General features: G+C 64.0%; 13 protein-coding genes. 5 read left to right on the top strand and 8 right to left on the bottom strand.

Annotation, left to right across the window (positions count from 1 at the left end; translation table 11 throughout):
* Positions 1-21: 21 nt before the first annotated feature.
* From HY17_RS15045 to HY17_RS15025, 5 genes are all read right to left on the bottom strand, one after another.
* A complete protein-coding gene (locus HY17_RS15045; RefSeq protein ID WP_034768148.1) occupies positions 22-1,224 on the bottom strand; it encodes an OmpA family protein in 1,203 nt (400 codons plus the stop codon).
* Positions 1,225-1,545: 321 nt separating this feature from the next.
* Positions 1,546-2,358: a serine O-acetyltransferase gene (gene cysE, locus HY17_RS15040; RefSeq protein WP_034768146.1), complete on the bottom strand. Its 813-nt coding sequence runs from the start codon at positions 2,356-2,358 to the stop codon at positions 1,546-1,548.
* A gap of 83 nt (positions 2,359-2,441) precedes the next feature.
* Entirely contained in the window at positions 2,442-5,573 is a 3,132-nt protein-coding gene (locus HY17_RS15035) for an efflux RND transporter permease subunit (protein ID WP_034768144.1), read from the bottom strand.
* Between the two features lie 6 nt (positions 5,574-5,579).
* A complete protein-coding gene (locus HY17_RS15030; RefSeq protein WP_034768142.1) occupies positions 5,580-6,761 on the bottom strand; it encodes an efflux RND transporter periplasmic adaptor subunit in 1,182 nt (393 codons plus the stop codon).
* A complete protein-coding gene (locus HY17_RS15025) occupies positions 6,761-7,498 on the bottom strand; it encodes a TetR/AcrR family transcriptional regulator (protein ID WP_233348833.1) in 738 nt (245 codons plus the stop codon). The genes HY17_RS15030 and HY17_RS15025 overlap by 1 nt, the downstream gene beginning before the upstream one ends.
* Before the next feature lie 128 nt (positions 7,499-7,626).
* Here HY17_RS15025 and HY17_RS15020 point away from each other — a divergent pair, with 128 nt between their 5' ends.
* Together HY17_RS15020 and HY17_RS15015 are read left to right on the top strand one after the other, a co-directional pair.
* Positions 7,627-8,208, top strand: a complete 582-nt coding sequence (locus HY17_RS15020; RefSeq protein WP_065382767.1) for a nitroreductase — start codon at positions 7,627-7,629, stop codon at positions 8,206-8,208.
* Between the two features lie 3 nt (positions 8,209-8,211).
* Positions 8,212-8,817 carry a hypothetical protein gene (locus HY17_RS15015; protein WP_034768140.1) on the top strand — a complete coding sequence of 202 codons (606 nt, stop codon included), beginning with the start codon at positions 8,212-8,214 and terminating at the stop codon, positions 8,815-8,817.
* Positions 8,818-8,826: 9 nt separating this feature from the next.
* Here the strand turns inward: HY17_RS15015 and queF are convergent, their stop codons facing one another.
* The gene (queF, locus tag HY17_RS15010; protein WP_034768138.1) at positions 8,827-9,294 is read right to left on the bottom strand and encodes a preQ(1) synthase; all 468 of its coding nucleotides are present in this window, start codon (positions 9,292-9,294) and stop codon (positions 8,827-8,829) included.
* A complete protein-coding gene (locus tag HY17_RS15005; protein WP_034768136.1) occupies positions 9,287-10,315 on the bottom strand; it encodes a calcium/sodium antiporter in 1,029 nt (342 codons plus the stop codon). The genes queF and HY17_RS15005 overlap by 8 nt, the downstream gene beginning before the upstream one ends.
* 181 nt (positions 10,316-10,496) lie before the next feature.
* Between HY17_RS15005 and HY17_RS15000 the strand changes: the two genes are divergently transcribed.
* From HY17_RS15000 to HY17_RS19625, 3 genes are all read left to right on the top strand, one after another.
* Positions 10,497-12,332: an autotransporter assembly complex family protein gene (locus tag HY17_RS15000; protein ID WP_175354417.1), complete on the top strand. Its 1,836-nt coding sequence runs from the start codon at positions 10,497-10,499 to the stop codon at positions 12,330-12,332.
* The gene (locus HY17_RS14995; protein ID WP_034768131.1) at positions 12,332-16,450 is read left to right on the top strand and encodes a translocation/assembly module TamB domain-containing protein; all 4,119 of its coding nucleotides are present in this window, start codon (positions 12,332-12,334) and stop codon (positions 16,448-16,450) included. The genes HY17_RS15000 and HY17_RS14995 overlap by 1 nt, the downstream gene beginning before the upstream one ends.
* Before the next feature lie 264 nt (positions 16,451-16,714).
* Positions 16,715-17,092 (top strand): helix-turn-helix domain-containing protein, encoded by a 378-nt coding sequence (locus HY17_RS19625; protein ID WP_139068786.1) that lies wholly within the window; start codon positions 16,715-16,717, stop codon positions 17,090-17,092.
* Between the two features lie 46 nt (positions 17,093-17,138).
* Here the strand turns inward: HY17_RS19625 and HY17_RS14985 are convergent, their stop codons facing one another.
* Entirely contained in the window at positions 17,139-18,104 is a 966-nt protein-coding gene (locus HY17_RS14985; protein ID WP_034768129.1) for a LysR family transcriptional regulator, read from the bottom strand.
* Positions 18,105-18,286 lie beyond the last annotated feature (182 nt).

Genomic DNA, 18,286 nt, shown 5'->3' with positions numbered 1-18,286 from the left:
AGCCCCCTGTTGGGTTAAACTTCATTCGGACGCCCGCACGACGCGGATCTCGATCCGGCGGTTGCGCGCGCGCCCCTCCGGCGTTGTGTTTGAGGAAACCGGCTGGGCCGCACCATACCCCTCTGCGATCAGGCGCTGATGGTCGACACCGCGGGCGACCAGCGCATTGCGCACGGCGAGCGCCCGGTTGCGGCTGAGGGTTTCGTTCTCGTCGTCCGGACCGGTGGAATCGGTGTGCCCTCCGATGCGGAGTGTGCCGGGGCATTTCTTTACCGCCGCCGCGACGGCATCCAGCAGGTCATTGCTGGAGGCGTCGATGACGGCACTGGAAGAGTCGAACTCGATCCGAGCCTCCTTCAGTAAATCGGTCAGTTCCGCCTCACAGCTGACGACCGCTTCGTGCGGCAGGATATCGATCTTGCCAATCGTGCCCAATGGCATGGAGGCAACAGCGGCATTGCGCACGTCGTCGGCTTCGGTGTCCGGCAGTTCGCAGCGCAGGTTGAATCGCCCGCGTTCGAATCCGGCCTGGCCCGTGTCGCATTGGGTGATTGTGTTCACGCCGCGCAGCGCCACTTCGACATAGCCCTCCGGCGGCACGAGGCCGGCAATGTCGAGATAGTCGTTCACGCCCGTGATGCGGGGCGGGTAAATCTTGTCAAAGGCGTGCCGGACAACCGTGTCCTTCGTGTCCTGGTCCGGCATCGTGCCGTTCAGGGTGAGGACGCCGTGGGTCAGGGTGAAGGTCCAGGAAGGCGCCGCGATGGCTTCGTCGGTCACATCCTGAAGCGGTGCAGCGGGATGCGGCGCCTCAACATCTTCTGCACTTGGCTGGTTGGTGTAGGGCCCCTGCGGAACGGTCACGCGCGTCGCCGGGCGGGCCAGGCCAAACGGCGTCGCCGAGACGGCGCGCTTCGCGATCATCCGGGCCTTGTGCGCTTCGGCGCCGGATGCCGCCGCTCCGGTAATGGTGACAGACTGTCCGCTGACGGACGTCTGCGCCCAGTCCACGCCATTCGCGGCCAGCGCCTCGGTCACGGCGCGCTTGGTCGCGCCCTGTACGCCCAAGGCAAACGGCACCAGCGCGATCAGGAACAACAGGCCCAGTCCGGCCAGCGGGATCAACCCGAACGGTACAAACGGCAGGTGACCCTCCCGGCGGACAAGCCGGCGCATGCGCACAACGCGCTCGCCCTCTTCCCCGTCGACGGTCTCAAAGCTCACCCGGCCGCCTCCTTCTGACGCGGAAAATTCTCATGGAATGCGAACGCATTAGCCGCCGAAGTTTAGTCGAAACGTTTCGGGGCAACAACATTGTGCATCCATAGCGGACGCGTCAGCCGTGTAGAAAAGCGGCTTCAGGGGCGCCGGGTTCGTGCGGCGCACGAATTCCCGCTCCGGCAGTCTCGCCGGGCGGGAAATGACCGGTGAAAGCAACGGCCGACCTGCGAATTGGTTATGGTCCCGCCGCAGAGGCGGAATCAGCGGACCGCCGAGGGAGAGTCACGACCAGACTTCCGGGAACGGATGTCCGGTCAGAACGGATTAGTTCTCTGCAGAATCGGGCAGCGACTGGTCCATCGTCTTGGCCGGCTGGCAGCAGGAAGGACCGGAAACGATCTTCGCCGGGACACCCGCAACCGTGCAGTGCGCCGGCACATCCTTCAGGACGACCGAACCGGCGGCGACCTTGGCCTCGTCGCCAACATGGATATTGCCCAGCACTTTCGCGCCAACGGACACCAGCACGCCGCGCCCGATCTTCGGGTGACGGTCGCCGACTTCCTTACCGGTACCGCCCAGGGTCACGCCCTGCAGGATCGAGCAGCCATCGCCGACGACGGTCGTTTCACCGATGGTGATATCTGTCGCATGGTCCAGCATGACACCCTTGCCGATCCGTGCGGCCGGGTGGATGTCGACGCCGAACAGTTCGGACGCCCGGGACTGGAAATGGAAGGCCAGCGTCTCGCGGCCTTCGCGCCACAGCACATTGGCAATGCGGTGGGTCTGAAGGGCCTGGAAGCCTTTGAAAAACAGGAAGGGCTGAAGCAGGCCGCGGCAGGCCGGGTCGCGCTCCAGAACGGCCATCATGTCGGCCTCCGCCTTTTCGACGAGTTCGTCGTGGGACTCGCAGGCATCCGACAGGATATCCCGCACCTGTTGGGTGCCGATGGTCGAGTCGCCGATCTTCTCAGCCAGGTGATAGGCCAGCGCATCGCAGAGGGAATCGTGGGCCAGGATCGCGGCATTGATATAGCCGGCCAGCGACGGCTCATCTGCAGCGGCAGCAGCAGCTTCAAAGCGCAGGCGCTTCCATGCGGGCGGCGGTGCGCCGATGTCGGGATTTTCTGGCATTCTCGTTCCCTCTTGCTCAGGGTGTGAAGCTCACATGGGGCAGCTTGCCGCAGGCATCAAGCCCCGGCGCGCTCACAATTGGGTTATTCGCCGGATGTCTCCGGAATGGCAGGACGATAGCCAAACAGGCGGCGCACGGGCTTGTAGGTCATGATCCGGAAGATGGCCGGCGTGAAATAAAGCGACAGCAGTGCCGATCCGGCCACGCCGCCGGAGATTCCCGCCGCCAGCGGCAGCCAGAAATTGTCCCCCGACAAGAGGATCGGAATGAAACCGCCCATTGTCGTCAGCGTCGTCGCCACGATGTGACGGGTGGCGTCCACGACGATCTCCCGCTGGCGGACGACATCATCGGCCATCGCCCATGGATCGGCCCGCAGCAAGCTGAGCACCACGATCGACGCGTTGATGGAAATGCCGAGCAGGCCAAGGCTGCCGACAATGGCGTTGAAGCCCATAGGCAGGTTGAACAGCCAGACGCCGAAGAAAGCGAGCCCGATGGACAGGAACCCCGTCGACAGGATCAACACCATCATCCGGAAGGAATTGAACACCAGCATGATCGCCCCGGCCATGACCAGGATCAGCGGCACGCCCACGCTGGCAAGGTCCGTCACGGCCTCGGCCGAATTCTCCGCCTCGCCGCCGATGACGACGCTGTAGCCCGCCGGAACAGTGAAGCCAGTCGCCTCAAGGCGCGCCTGGTAGTCGGCCAGCACGGGCGCCGGGATCGTGTAGGGTTCGAGATAAGCGAGGATCTGGTTCATCCGCTGGCCATCCCAGCGGGTGATGACCGCCGTCTCCGGATCGAGCGACAACTGCCCGAGGGCAGACAGCGGCGTACCGCTGGAGCCCGACCCGACCGTTGCCGAGCGCAGGTTCGACAATTCCCGCCGCCGGCTGTCCGGCGCAATCACCACGACGGGCAGCTCCTCCGTACCTTCCAGAACGGAGCCCGCCCGCACGCCTTCCAGTTCGGCATTCAGGTCTGCCGCGAGGTCTGTCAGACGCTCACCCGTCAGAGCCGCAGCCGTCTCGTCCGCATCGAGCTTCATGGTCGGCGCGCCAAGCTGCAGGGAGGCGACCGTGTAGGTCACACCCGGTGTCTGCGCGAGAACAGCGCGCGTCTCATTTCCAAGCCGGTTCAGCGTTTCGAAGTCGTCGCCGAGAATCCGGAACTCCACAGGCGCATCGGCAGGCGGGCCCTGCTCGTAGGGCAGCGCCAGGAAACGCGCGGACGGGAATTCAGCGCGCACCAGCTGCTGCACATCGGCCACGATCTGGCGTGTACGGAGATTGTTGTCCAGCTGCACCCACCCGGAGGCCAGCCCCTCAACCCCGCGCGTATTGTTGATGGCATTGTAATAGACCCGCGGCGCGGGTTCCCCGAGCACCCAGGTCACATCCTTCACACCTTCGATGGACTGGATCAGTTCGGTCGCCCGACGGGTCGCCGCTTCGGTATCGGCCAGGCTCGCTTCGGGCGGCAGCTCCAGGGTCAGCTGGAACTGGTCGCGCTCGGTCTGGGGGAAGAACTGGTTTGGCAACTGGCCGGCCAGCCAGAAGCCGAGGATCGCCGGGGCGATGCCCAGCACAATGCCGAGCGGCGGGAAGCGCAGCACGGCCTCCACCGTCGCGCGGTAACCGTCGGAGATGAAGTCGAACGTGATGCCGTCCCGCCACCAGCGGCGCGGGCGGGTTGCCTCGCCGCGTTCCCAGCCGCGCGTCCGGTCGAACCAGCCCGCCATGGCCGGGATCACCGTCATCGAAATGAGGAAGGAGGAGCATATGGCGAAGACGACCGACAGACCGATCATGCCGATGAATTCCCCTGCCGGGCCGGGCAGCATGGCGATCGGCGCAAAGGCCAGCGCCGTCGTCAGGGTCGAGGCGCCAAGCGGCGCAACCAGATGCTTCAGGCTGCGCTCGATGGCGTCCAGCCGGTTCAAGCCACGCACGCGCCACTGGTCGAAATCATCCACCACGACGATGGCATTATCGATCAGCAGGCCGAGCGAAATCACGAGGCCCGTCACCGACATCTGGTGCAGCGGATGCCCAAACACCTTGAACAGGATCAGTACCAGCGCCACGGTCAACGGCAGGGCCATGCCCACCACGAAAGCAGACCGCCAGCCCATCGTCAGGAACAGGACGCAAAACACGATCCCGGCTGAGATCAGCAGGTTCTGCGCAAGGCCGGTGAGGCGCGCATTTGTGTAGGTGCTCTGGTCGAATATCGTGGCGATGGTCATACCCGGCGGCGTGTTCCGCGCGAAGTCCTCAACGACCGCGTGGGCCGTATCCGCCCACTGGTCGACACGCTGGCCCGGCGAGATATAGACGCCAATCAGGATGGCCCGGTGCCCGTTCTCGAAGGCCATATTCACCGGCGGGTCGGCGAGGCCCTTGCGCACGTCCGCAATGTCGCCAAGGCGCACCGCTGTGCCGTCGCCTCTTTGAATGATGGGCACGGACCGCACCCGGGAAATCGAGTCGAACTCGCCGCTGATCTGGAAGCCTACATTGCCGCCTTCCGCCCGCAAGCGCCCGGCCGGGGCCTTGGAGTCCCCTGCTGCCAGCGCCGCAGCCGCCTGCCGGAAGGACAGCCCTGTCGCCGCCAGCGCGTCGGGATCCATGACTACGCGCACTTCTTCAGACGGCAGGCCGTAAGTCTGCGTTAGTTCCGTGCCCGGAAGACGTTCAAACCGGTCCTGCAGGTCCAGCGCCAGACGCCGCATCACCGCGATGGGCGGGTCTTCCTCGCTGTCCCATCTTATGCCGATCACCATCGTCGCCGCGCCGACATATTGCTGCGTGACTTCCGGCTGGGAGACCCCGGCTGGAAATTGTGCCTGCGCCTGGCTTACCTTCTGGCGGACCAGTGTCCAGGCATTGTCCACTTCCGTGCCGTTCAGATCCTCGCGTACATTCAGGGTGATTTGGGAGACACCGGCGCGCGAGGTAGAGTTCACCTCTTCCAACTCCGGCAATTCCATCAGCGCCGACTCCAGCGGCTCGGTCACGAGCGCTTCCATCCGCTCGGCATCTGCGCCGGGCAGGAACGCCACAACAGTCCCGTAGCGTTCGATCAGCGTCGGGTCTTCCTGCCGCCCCAGCGTGAACATCGCGCCGAGCCCGCCGATCAGCATGATCAGCATCGACAGCGCCGTCAGGCGCGGCAGGCGATAGAAGAGACTGAGCGCCTTCACCATGGCTCGTCAGTCGTCTGCGAGATTGGCCCGCTGGGACTCGCGGGGTGTCACCGGCATGCCGGGCGTGATGCGTTGCAGGCCGTCGACGATCACCCGTGCGCCCGGCTGGATAGGCCCGCGCACATAGGCGCGGTCGCCATCGCTGTGTACCATTTCGACCGGGCGCGGCACCGCCGTCCAGCCAGAGTCTGACGGGTCTGCCACATAGACCGTCCATAGTCCGCGGGACGCGGCGGAGAGCGCCTTCACCGGCACCCAGAAGCCCGCTTCGCCGACACTCCGGTCAAGCGCGAAGCGCACGACAGCGCCCGCAGCGATAGCGTCCGGATTTTCGATATCGAACACGGCACCCACGGTGCGCTGATTGGCATCGATCACACCGGTCACATTGCGCAGGCGGGCCGTCACTTCGCCGGTGTCGGCCACCAGCGTGTATTCCTTGCCCGGCTCCAGCAGTGCCGCGCTGGCGGCCGGCAGGCCGAGGCGGGCTTCGAGATGGCTCTTCTCGACTAGCTCAAGGATTGGCTGGCCAGCTGCTGCGATAGCGCCTTCATCGGTCAGGCGCTGTGTCACGACGCCATCGAATGGCGCCGTGATGGCGGCAAGGTCGATCTGGACACGGAGCGTATCGGCCTGCGCCTTGGCGGCCTCGACACGGGCCAGCGCGGTGTTCGCCTGCGCTTCGGCCTCATCGACACTCTGTTGCGAGATATGGCCCTGCAGTTTCAACTGGCGCTGGCGTTGCACGGTGCTGAGCGCCAGGTCATGTGCCGCGCGGGCTTCCTCGACCTGCGCATTCGCCGAGGCGAGCTGCGCCTGTAGGCTGCGCGTGTCGAGCTTTGCCAGCAGAGCGCCTGTCTTCACCTTGTCGCCGACATCGGCACGGATCTCGGCAATTCGCCCGCTGGACGCAAAACCCAGCATGCTGGTGCGGCGCGCTTCGGCAAGACCAGTATAGCTTTCCTTCAGGTCGAACGCGCTGGTCGGCTCCACGGTGACCACGGCCACCGTCAGCGGTGCCGGGGCCTCATGCGCCACTTTCGGCCCTTCGGCGCTGCGCAGGCGGGTCGCGGCGTAGAACATGCCGGCGCCGAACCCGATCAACAGGAGCAGGAAGACCAGCCCCTTCAGCGCAGTTGGCTTTTTCTCCCTGATCTCATTGCCCTCATAAGGGTGCGAGTGAGTCATCAGCGTGTTCCGTTCTTGTGCGGAGGGTCAGCGGGCACGGCCAGGCCGCGCATGACGATGTCTGCATGATACGCGACGAAGTCGCCGTCGGTTTGGGTCGGACAGGGCTGGACGTCCGGCAGGATGGGCATGTGGATCATCAGCAGCGCGAGGCCATGGGACGAGGCCCAGATCGACTTGGCTGACTTGATCGGTTCCAGCGCCGGATCAAACACGCCAAGCGCCTGCCCCTCTTCCACCAGATCGACCAGGATCTTGAAGGCCTGCCCCTTCGGCGTGGCGATGAAATCGTCCCAGCTGAGCTGCCGGCGCGCCGCCAGCTCCTCCCGCGTCGGGATCGACGAGAAGGCGGCGGCATAATGGTGCGGGCGGGCCGTCGCCGTGGAGACATAGGTCGTCACGCAGGCGCGGGCGCGGTCATGGAAATTCATGTTGGCGGCAGACACGCGGTCCACCTGGTCCAGCAGGCGCTCGAAGAAACTGTCCTTCAGCTCCTCCAGCAGCTCTTCCTTGGAACCGAAATATTTGTAGATGGCCGAGGGGGAGTAATCGATCTCTTCGGCCAGCCGCCGGATGGACAGGCCGCTCTCGCCCTCTTTCGCAAACATGCGCTCGGCAGCGGCGAGGATTGCCTCGCGCACCTTGTTGCGCCGCCGCGTCGCGGGGGTCTGCTCGAGAGTGTAGTCCGAATCCATGCCGCGGCCACGATCAACGTTCGAAAAGTGAACAGTGTTCACTAAAATAGACTGCCATCGCCCTCCCGGCAAGCACAGAGTCTGAAAGCCCGCTTTTCGCCCGGATCGGTTCACTGTAGGGACGGCGTATGACGAAAAGGTTTCCTCCCGCCCCGCCGCTCGGTGAACCGATGCTTTCTGTCAGGCCCAGCGCCGAGGCTCGCGCGATGCTCGCGCTGCGCCGGTCGGCCAACAAGCAGTTCATGGGTGCGCCCGGCCCCTCGCCCGCAGATCTGGATGAATTGTTGCAGATCGCAGCCCGCGTGCCGGACCACCGCAAGCTCGCCCCGTGGCGCTTTGTTGTGTTCGAAGGCGAGGCCCGCGCCCGCTTTGGCGCAGGCCTGGCGGATATCCGCGCCGGCCGCGGCGATCCGGAGCCGGAAGTCGAAAATTCCCGCAAACTGCTGCTGCGCGCGCCGGTCGTGGTGTGCGTGATATCTTCGCCGGTGAATGACGGACGGACGCCGGTCTGGGAGCAGGAACTCTCCGCCGGGGCGGTTTGCTACAATCTCCTGTTGGCCGCCAATGCGAGCGGCTGGGCGGGCAACTGGTTGTCGGAATGGCCAGCCTTCGACGCGGACGCCGGCAAGCTGCTGGGCCTCGAAGACGGCGAACGCGTCGCCGGCTTCATCTATCTCGGCACCGCCACGATGGCCCCGCCGGAACGCCCCCGCGCCGACATGGCCGAAAAGATCACCCGCTGGGAAGGCTGAAGAATGGTGCGTTGTGGCATCCTGCTCCTTCTGATCGGCACCTTCGCCATCTCACTGGAAGCCACAGCGCAGGGCGTTCTGACCCAGAAAGATGAGATCTATGAATTCATCGAGAACTGCGAACCCAGCCGGTCTCGTGAAGCCGTAGCTGCTGATCCGCACGAACCACTGACTGTGACGTGCCGGAACAAATGCATGGAAAGCAAGCTGAACGACTGGCTGTCCCAAAGCCCTGAAAATCGCGAACGCTATTTCGCATCGGGCGATGTTTACGAGATCGAACGTGCCGCCCGGCTGGCCAGCTGCCGGGAAGGCGGTGCGATTGTCGAGCAGACCCGCTGCATGGGCCAGTATGCGCCGGACATTCTCCGCAAAGCAGGCCCCATTCCCTGTGGTGAGGCCGTTATGTGCGACGTCCGCTTCGACATCGACGACAATGGGCGCCCGGAAGGGTTGTCAGCAGCATGCCAGCCCGGCCCTGCCCAGGCCGAATATGAACGCGAAGCGATCTGCCTGATCGGAACAATGTCCTATCCGTCCCATCGGGGACGGAAAAATGTTGTTCAGCCGTTTGAAATGAAGAGCGACCTGAGCTGCCCGATTTCCTGAAGCAGAGGGCTATCCCCGCCCGCGATATGGCGCGACGCCGGTGTCGGGCACGTATAGCCCCTTCGGCACTTCACCCGACTGCCAGAACACGTCGATCGGGATACCGCCGCGCGGATACCAGTAGCCGCTGATGCGCAGCCATTTGGCGTCGGTAAACTCGAAGATGCGCTTGCCGATGGAGACCGTGCAGTCCTCATGGAAGGCGCCATGATTGCGGAAGCTGGTGAGGTAGAGCTTCAGGCTCTTGGACTCCACCAGCCACTCGCCTGGCGCATAGTCGATCACGAGATGGGCAAAGTCCGGCTGGCCGGTGACCGGGCAGATGGAGGTGAATTCCGGCGCCACGAAGCGCGTTAGGTACAGTGTGCCGGTGTGCGGGTTCTGCACACGCTCCAACTGCGCCTCTTCCGGGCTTTGCGGCTGGGCGGTCTGTTGGCCGAGCTGGCCGAGGTTTTGGTAGATCGGATTATCAGACATTGGGAAGCAGCGCCGGGACAGGAATGATGTTGAACAGGAGCCCCATGTAAAGCGCATAGCCCGCCAGAAGAAGCCCCCCTTCCCAGCGCGCGATCTTCTTCCCGGTTATCCCGAAAAGGAACAGGAAGAACAGCGACAGGACCAGCGCGCCGATATCGGTGGAGCTGACGATGCTCTGGCCGCCCGCCTGCAAGGCCTCGCCTGCGATGTCCCCGGCATGGTTCTGCATCACGCTGAACGGGTGGATCAGCGCCGTCACGCCCAGGATGCCGAGGATGTTGAAGATGTTGGAGCCGATGATGTTGCCGAGCGCGACATCCGCCTTGCCGCTGCGGGCCGCCGCCAGCGAGGTCGCGAGTTCCGGCAGGCTGGTGCCGACGGCGACGATGGACATGCCGATCACCGCTTCGCTGACCCCAATATCACGGGCAATGCCCACAGCGCCGTCGACCATGAAGCGCGCGCCGAACACGATGCCCGCCAGCCCCGCCAGCGCGATCAGCAGGCCTTTCACGATGCCGTAGGGTGCCTCGACGATCTCACCCTCGCCGGCATGCATCTCGGCCTCTGGCGTGTCGCCCTTCTGGTCCGCCACCAGCGACAGGATGATGTAGAGGACGAGTGCGGTGACCAGCAGGAACCCGCTGAGCCGGGTAAACGCGTCCAGCCAGATCAGCCCGCACAGCGCCGCCGTGGCAACAATCACCACCGCCGCATCCCGCTTCAGCGCGCCGGGATTGGTCATGATCGGCTTCACCAGCGCCGCCGCACCCAGCACCAGCAGGATGTTCGCGACGTTGGACCCCATGACATTGCCGATGGAGATACCGACCGCGCCGGTATCGATGGCGCGAAGGCTGGTCACCAGTTCCGGCATGGAGGTGCCGCAGCCAACCAGGGTCAGCCCGATCACCAGTTCCGAGATGTTGAGCTTGCGCGCGACCGCGACCGATCCGCGGACAAGTCCCTCACCGCCAAAGATCAGGAGGCCGAGGCCCGCCAGCACCAGAAGATAGTCCATCAAAGGGCCTTTCGGAAAACCGGACAAACATAGTTTACGGGCGGTCCCGCACAATGGTTCCGTATCACTCATCAGCGGCCTAACAGGAAGTTACCGCAGTTCATGCAGGATTCAGGCAATCTGAGCTCCCATATTCATGAAATACCGATGAATTTGGTCCAGAACTCGCATGGTTAAATCGATGCCCGGCCGTGATATGCCTTCCCGCCCGCGTCAGAAGGGTGCGGGCCTTGCCCGTGGAGCCGCCAGCCTTGCGCTGGCCGGAACCCTTTCGGCATGCACGCTGCTGGGCGGAAACGGCGCGGATGGTGGCATCTCCGGCACGGTTTACGCTCCCGCGTCGCTTGACGGTGTGCCTGACAATCTCGCCTCTCGCGCGAACTCGGTTCTGCAAACCTACAAGGCGCCGCCCGCCTCCATTCTCGAAGCACGCCGCCGCGCCGACCGGGCCGCCGAAACGATTGAGGAATTCCTCTCCTCCGAAGGCTACCTTGCCGCCAGCGCGGTGCCCCAGCCCATCGACACCGCTGCCACAACGCCAAAGGTCGAGATCACGCCTGGCAAACGGTTCCGCATCGCCTCGGTCACCGTCTCCATCGACGGCGAGATAGACTCGGACACCGGTGCGGAAATCGAACGCGCGAAGAAGGGCCTGCTGATCGGCGGGCCCGCACACACGAGTTCCATCGAGCGGATGGACACGGTTCTGGTGAACCACCTGAAAGAGGCCGGCTATGCCTTCGCGGCGAGCGAAGATATCGACGTGCTTGCCTCCCGCACCGATGCGAGTGTCGAGATCACCTATACGCTGATCCCCGGGCCTCGGGTGAAGCTCGGCGAACTCATCCTGCCGGACGATATCACGACCCGGCCGCCCTCGGTCCGCGTGATGCAGACCTGGAAGACAGGCGACTATTACACGCCGGAGAAAATCCGGACGCTGAGGACACGTCTCCGCTCGTCCGGCCTCTATGACGGGATCGGGATTGAAGTATCCGAGACGCCAGACGCAGATGGCACCCACGCCGTCGAGCTTTTGCTGGCAGACGCGAAACCGCGCTCCATCGGTATCGGCGCATCCCTGTCCACGACCGAGGGCGCCGGGGTCGATGCCTTCTGGGAAAAGCGCAATATCACCGCCCGGGGTGACACGGTGCGCGTGGAAGGCGCCGTCGCCAATATCAGCCGCCACCTGACCGCCAGTTACGAACTGCCGAACATCGGCCGCTACGGCCGGACGCTGGATGCGGAAATCGGCGCCCGTCAGGAAGAAACCGACGCCTACGACCTGACCGGCCTGAAAACCGGCGCGACCCTGTCCCAGCCGTTCAACAAGAATTTCACCATCTCGGCCGGTGCCTATGTCGATGTAACCCGCACGGTCGAATACGAGCTGACGCGGTCTGGCCCCTCCGACCCGATCGACCAGGTCACCTTCTCCACCCCGCTGAGCGGCACCTACAATACCGTCAGGAACGCGCTGGACCCGCAGGATGGCAACCGCCTGTTCCTGACGCTTGAGCCCAGTATCTCCACCGGCACGGTGAATGCGGTCTATACCCGCTACCTCACCAACGCGACGACCTACCATTCGTTCACGGATAGCCTGATCGCTGCCGCACGCGTGGAAGCCGGCGGCTTCCTTGGCGACACGGACGTACCGGCAGACCGCCTGTTCTTCGCGGGCGGCGGCGGCACCGTGCGCGGCTATGCCTACCAGTCGCTGTCACCGACCAACGCTGACGGCGACTATGTCGGCGGCGAAGCACTGTTCGATGCGTCCCTTGAGCTGCGCTGGCGCAAATCGAAACGCTGGGGTTATGTCGCCTTTGTCGACTCCGGCGCTGCCGCAGCCGATTTCGGCGAAGTCTTCGGTGACCTGCGCAGCGCCTTCGGTGTCGGCGTGCGCTACTATCCGGGCTTCGGTCCGATCCGGCTCGACATCGCGACGCCGATCAGTCCGCGCGACGGCGACGATCCGGTACAGATCTACATTTCGATCGGGCAGGCATTCTGATGCCAGCCCTGAAGACGCTCATCGACCCGGTCCGGAAACACCCATGGCTCTCAGCGGCTGCAGCCTTGCTGTTGACCATTGTGATCGTGGTCATCTCGGCACGCGTGTGGATCGCCAGCGATGGCGGGCGGGCCTGGCTGCTCTCACAGATCGATGGCCGCAAGGCGGGCGCCTATGGCACGATTGACGCCGAAGGCCTGTCGGGCGACCCGCTCGGCAAGATGTACCTGCGGCGGCTGGCCGTACGCGATGCAAACGGAGACTGGGTCGTCGCGCAGAACATTTCGGTCGACTGGGCGCCCATGGCGCTCGTCTCCGGCCTCGTCGATGTGAAAGCGCTGTCGGCAGGCAAACTCAACTTCATCCGCCGCCCGGTGACGGAGAAGCAGCCGCCATCGAGTAGCGGTGGCAGCGACATCCGCATCAAGCTCCGTAGCCTGACTATTCCGGACCTTGCCTTCCAGGAAGGTTTCGCCGGGCCGGAGGCGCACTTCGACGTGAGTGGCCGCTACGACCAGGCCGGGCGGACCCTGGCGGCAAAGCTCGACGCGTCCCCGCGCGACGCAGGCACAGACCGGTTCCTGATCGACCTGCGCCGCGAGGCCACCGGCCCGTTCAGCCTGGACGCAGACATCAATGGCGCCCCCGGCGGCGTGATTGCAAACCTGATCGGCCTTGAGAACGCCACCGGCGTGACGCTGAAAGCTTCGGCCTCTGGCACGCCTGACACCGCCACAGGCGATGCAACACTGACGATCGGCGACCAGCCGGCCGCGACCGCGACGCTGAAGATCAAGGACAAGCGCCTCACCGCCGATGCCACGCTCGACGCGACACGCTTGCCCATGCTGGGCAGCCAGATCGTTTCGCTTGTCGGCGATGCCACCACCGTCCGTCTCGAAAGCACGACCGGGCTGCGGGAAGCGCCGTTCGGCATAGAGACCTCCTTGCGCGCAGGCACCCTGTCCGTTCGTGGCAAGGTTGATACACGCAGCTGGGCGCTGACCGGGGCGGCGGATCTCGATGTCGAGGTCACAGACCTGCAGCCCATTCTGGGCGAGCCGGGCAAGTTCTCCTTCATCGGCACAGCGGCAAAGGACCGGAAAGACTGGCTGCTGCAAGGCAAGGCCGGACTGAAAGTCAGCGGCGAGAACGCCATCCCGTTCGAACAGGCCGAAGGTCCGGTGAAAGTGTCCATCGGCCGACCGGACATCGCCTTCACCGGTGACCTGAAGATCACAAATTTGCTCGGCCGCATCAGTGCTGCAGCACCGCTGTTCGGCGAAACCACCGCCCTTCGTGCCGAAGGCCGCTACGACCGCGCCACCCAGCGTTTCATGCTGGAGCAGACCGATGCCGCCCTCTCGAAGGGCCGCGTCGGCGCCACTGGCACGATCGATCTCGCGGAAAGCAGGCTGGACCTCTCCGGCACGCTCACAACCGCGCTTGACCCGCTGCCCGGCGGCGCAAGCGGCCAGCTGAGCGGTCCCTTCTCGCTGAGCGGTGCCCTCGCCCGCCCGGCCATTGAATTCAGTCTCGCCGCAAAGGACCTTGCCGATCTGCCGGACCCGCTCCTGCAGCTGACCGGCACGGCGCCGACCCTGGACGTCTCACTTCAGGTGAAGTCCGGCTCGCTCGGCATTTCGTCTGCGCGGCTCTCCGGCCAGCGGGCCGTGGTCACCGCGGCCGGCGATTGGGCATGGTCTGGCAACAGCGACGTGCGGGCCGAACTGATACAGTCCGCACCGGTCACCGCAGGTGGCTGGGAAGTCTCCCTTGGTCATGCACAAGTCCGGCTTGGTGGCCGCTCAGGCGCCCTTCGTTATGACATCGACACCTCCGGCGGCACCGCAAATGGCGCCGGGCGGCAGGTCGACGACCTGGCCCTGACGGCAAAGTTGGCGGGCGCCCGTGGCCGTATTTCCGGCCCGCTCACACTCAGTGCCATTGCCGATGGGGAACCGGTGTCCGCCAATGCAAACCTCCTCCGGGCGGAGGGCGTCACGCAGCTCGCAGACATCACCGGCAGCCTTGGCCCCGGGAGGTTCACCGGCGCTGTATCCCTTGCAGATTCCGGCGACCTGACGGGCGATATCAATGTCGACGGCACGGCCCTTTCCTGGAGCAGCGGCGCCGCCCGCGAGGCCAAGGGCACCATCCATTTCGAGCGCAAGGGCGCCGACCCGTTCGCGCTGATGGCGGACCTGAATGTCACGGACCTCGCCCTCGGCCCCGGCCGCGCACTGGTCTTCGACAAGGCCAGCGCTACCCTGCGCAATGCGCCGGAAGGCTATGACATCCGCGCCCGGTTCATCTCCGACGTGCCGTCCTACCCGACCGACCTGACCTTCATCGCATCCGCCAGTTTCGGCGCGCCTGCCGCGACCGGCATGTTCGAACTTTCCGGCACCGCACTGGGAGAGCCCATAAACACGGCAGCTCCGGCGCATTGGCGGCTTGGCGATACCCCGGAACTCGATGCCGACGTTTCCCTGCTCAGCGGCCGCATCAAGGCCGGCCTGACGGGTGGCGGCGACGACACCCGCCTCATCTTTGACGCAACCGGCATCGACCTCAGCCCGGTGCTCGCGCTCTTCGAGACCACGACCAATCGCACCCGCATGGAAGGCCATGGCGACCTGCGCGTCTTCGGCGCGGACCCGTCCGGCACTATCCATGTCGTCGCGGCCAGCGACGTGCCGGGACTCGATTCCTCCTTCATGATGAACCTCGACGGGACGCTGACCCGCAGCGGCCTCACCATCGACCTGAGGAGCGATTATGGTGGCCGCCTGGTCCTGAGCGGCAGCTCGATCGTGCCAGTTTCAGCCAAGGCCGGGAAACTGGTTGCGCCGGACCGGACGGCTCCCCTGAAAGGCCAGGCCAGCCTGACCGGCGATCTCGCCGTGCTGCGCACCGCCGCCCTCGCCTATGGCCATGACGTCAGCGGCAAGATCGACGCTTCCGCAAACCTCAGCGGTACGCTGGAGGCCCCTGCCTATGACGCGCAGGCCAGCCTCCGGAACGGCACCTATGAACTGGGTAGCATGGGCTTCCAGCTGTCAGACATTACCGCTGATGCCGCTTATGACGGCGAAGCGCTCACCGTCACGGGCAAGGCAGGTGCGCCGGGCGGCGGCACTTTCTCTCTGGATGGCCGTCTCGCCGGCGAGGGCACAGACCTTGAGGCCGAATTCCGCAACCTGCTCCTGTTCAATCGCGATGGCGATCACGCAAGGGGCAGCGGCAAGCTTGTGCTGGCCGACAGCGCAGTCACGCGCAGCCTGACGGGCGAAGTAACGATCACACAGGCCCGCTATTCGCTGGACAACCTGCCTTCCTCGCGCCCGCACGCACTCGATGTGCGCTGGACCGATGACCCGCCGGCCGAGCCGGACGCCAGCCGGCTGCGCCGGACCCTGTCGCTGGATATCGACATCAATGCCGACCGCCGGGTCTATGTCACCGGCCGGGGTCTCGACAGCGAATGGCGGGCGGACCTGAAGCTGACCGGCACACCGGCCGCGCCTCGCCTTAACGGCACAACGACCCTGGTCCGAGGCGATCTGGATCTCGCCGGCCGGCCCTTCGTCTTCGACACTGGAACCATCACATTCGATGGCCCTGTGAACAGGGCCCAGATCAATCTCTCCGCCGAACGGTCGGTGAACGACTTTGATGTACAGGTGAATGTGACGGGCTCGCCAGTGAAGCCTGTGATCGAGCTCTCAAGCTCCCCTGACCTTCCCCAGGATGAAATCCTCTCCCGGCTGCTGTTCGGCCGTTCCTCGATGGACCTGTCCGCGCTGGAGGCTGCCCAGCTTGCCAACACCATTGCGCGGCTGTCGGGAAACTCCACCGGATTCGACCCGGCAAGCGAATTCCAGGCGGCGCTCGGGATCGACCGATTCTCTATCGGCACCTCTGAAACTGGCGGCGCGGAAATTGGTGTTGGCCAATATCTGAGTGATGACGTTTATCTGGAGCTGAAATCTGCAGGGGCCGAAGGTAGCTCAGTCGAGGTCGAGTGGAAGCCCAGACCCCAGATTTCCGTTACGTCAGAGACAAATGCGACGGGCGACAGCAAAGTCTCTATCCGGTGGAAAAGAGACTATTGATTGTCCTCCAAATGCCCCGGCAAGACAGCAACTTCTATAAGAATCGCTACAGAAAGTAGCGCATCGATATCCTTAGGAATAATCCCTGAATTTATAGGCGATTAGGGTCCCTATGCATACCAACCAAAAGAATGTAATATTCGCTATCGAATAGCGTCGGCAGGGTGGTGTTTCAAATTTGTTATAAGCACTCGATTTGCTTCTACACCCTAGGAGAGAAGAGTTTGCTAACCCATAATCCGTAAACTTCTGAGGATATTGGACGTGCCATCTCGCCGACAGACTACATCCCGCGCCCCCACCGCAATCGACCAGATGGTGGGCGAAAAAATCCGCAAACTTCGCCTCGACAGAAACATGACACTTGCCGAACTCGGATCCGAACTCGGCATCTCTCATCAGCAGCTGCAGAAATACGAAACCGGCACCAATCGCCTGAGCGCCGGCATGCTGTCGAACGTCGCTGATGTGCTGCGCGTCGAGATCACAGACCTGTTCGAAGATACCAATGCCAACAAGGGCAATGCGCCCGATCCGCTGGAGAAGGCCCGCAACGAGTGCCACTCCTGGATCAACCGGGCGAATTCCGTCGAAAAGCTCGGCGCCATGGCCCGCGTGCTGAAGGCCCTGTCGGCAGACTGATCCCTGCCCGCTCGCGAATATCCGGTCGTCCGGCTTTCAGGTCCGCCTAGAAAGTCCGGGCGATTTGCGATTCTGCGCCATACTTCACCTGATCCGGATGCACGAAGGCATCCCGGAACCAGGCGACCCGCCGCTCATCGAAAATGGTCCACAGCCAATCGAGCACAGCCTGGCCATGAGGCAGGCGGCGCACCCGTTCGGTATAGGTCAGCCAGAACTGGATGGGTGCGATTTCCGGCAGGTTCAGCGGCTTCACCCGTTTGTCGATCTCGCCGATATAGGACGGCAGCACCGCAATGCCCCCGCCATGCGCGCAAACCTCAATCATGGCAGCGGCAGAATTGGTGACCAGCGAGTAGTCGATCATCTTTTTGAGTTCAGCGACGCGCGGCGCCCAGCGCTCGATCTGGTGCACATAGCCTTCATGAAGGATGGTCTTGTAGCGGTAGTATTCGAACAGGCTGTTGGGCAGTTCATCATACTCGGCCAGATACGCCTCGGACGCGAAACTCATATAATGAAGAACGCCCAGCTTCCGGCCGATGATTTCCGGAGATTTCGGTTCTGTAAACTGGATTGCGATGTCCGCTTCGCCTTCCAGAAGGTCCGGCACGGTATCGACGACTCTCAGACGTAGCTGGACACGCGGATTGGCGGCCTGGAACTCCGGCAGGCGCGGCGCAATCCAGTACGGCCCGAGGCCGTCGCCTGTGGCCAGCACGATGCGGCCCTCCACGTCCCGGTCGCGATTCCCTGCGTTTTCGAAGACCTCGCCGACCGATTCCGCCATGGCGTGAATATGGCTGAGCGCGATCCGGCCAGCATCTGTCAGTTCGACCCCGCGCGTCGTGCGCACGAGCAGGACCGTGTTCAGGTCCTTTTCCAGCTGGTCGATTTTGCGGCCGATCGTTGGCGCGGATTCCTGGAGGCGATGCGCTGCTGCATTCATGCTGCCAAGTTCCGCAACGATGCGGAACACACGCATATTATCCCAGTCCATCCGTTCGGTCATTATTATGCCATCCGGTTCGCTCACGCTTCTCACCTCTCCCGCGTCAGAGCGACGACTACACAGGCAACATGGCCCCAGCGCAATACTTTGCCGCAGGCATTAGGATATTTGGCCACAGGATGTCGGATATATTGAGCGGCTCGAGACATGGGTGACAGATTGTACCGGACACATGGGTAACA

It is taken from the genome of Hyphomonas sp. CY54-11-8 (genome assembly GCF_000682735.1).
GTDB lineage: Bacteria > Pseudomonadota > Alphaproteobacteria > Caulobacterales > Hyphomonadaceae > Hyphomonas.
The sequence above is the reverse complement of the archived record's forward strand: the minus strand, read 5'-3'. Positions and strand labels throughout refer to the sequence as shown.

Excerpts from the sequence above, each read along its gene's own strand:
- HY17_RS15035 (WP_034768144.1), bottom strand. The coding sequence starts at position 5,573 with ATGGTGAAGGCGCTCAGTCTCTTCTATCGCCTGCCGCGCCTGACGGCG.
- HY17_RS15020 (WP_065382767.1), top strand. The coding sequence starts at position 7,627 with ATGCTTTCTGTCAGGCCCAGCGCCGAGGCTCGCGCGATGCTCGCGCTG.
- cysE (WP_034768146.1), bottom strand. The coding sequence starts at position 2,358 with ATGCCAGAAAATCCCGACATCGGCGCACCGCCGCCCGCATGGAAGCGC.
- queF (WP_034768138.1), bottom strand. The coding sequence starts at position 9,294 with ATGTCTGATAATCCGATCTACCAAAACCTCGGCCAGCTCGGCCAACAG.
- HY17_RS14985 (WP_034768129.1), bottom strand. The coding sequence starts at position 18,104 with ATGACCGAACGGATGGACTGGGATAATATGCGTGTGTTCCGCATCGTT.
- HY17_RS15000 (WP_175354417.1), top strand. The coding sequence starts at position 10,497 with ATGCCCGGCCGTGATATGCCTTCCCGCCCGCGTCAGAAGGGTGCGGGC.
- HY17_RS14995 (WP_034768131.1), top strand. The coding sequence starts at position 12,332 with ATGCCAGCCCTGAAGACGCTCATCGACCCGGTCCGGAAACACCCATGG.
- HY17_RS15030 (WP_034768142.1), bottom strand. The coding sequence starts at position 6,761 with ATGACTCACTCGCACCCTTATGAGGGCAATGAGATCAGGGAGAAAAAG.
- HY17_RS15015 (WP_034768140.1), top strand. The coding sequence starts at position 8,212 with ATGGTGCGTTGTGGCATCCTGCTCCTTCTGATCGGCACCTTCGCCATC.
- HY17_RS15005 (WP_034768136.1), bottom strand. The coding sequence starts at position 10,315 with ATGGACTATCTTCTGGTGCTGGCGGGCCTCGGCCTCCTGATCTTTGGC.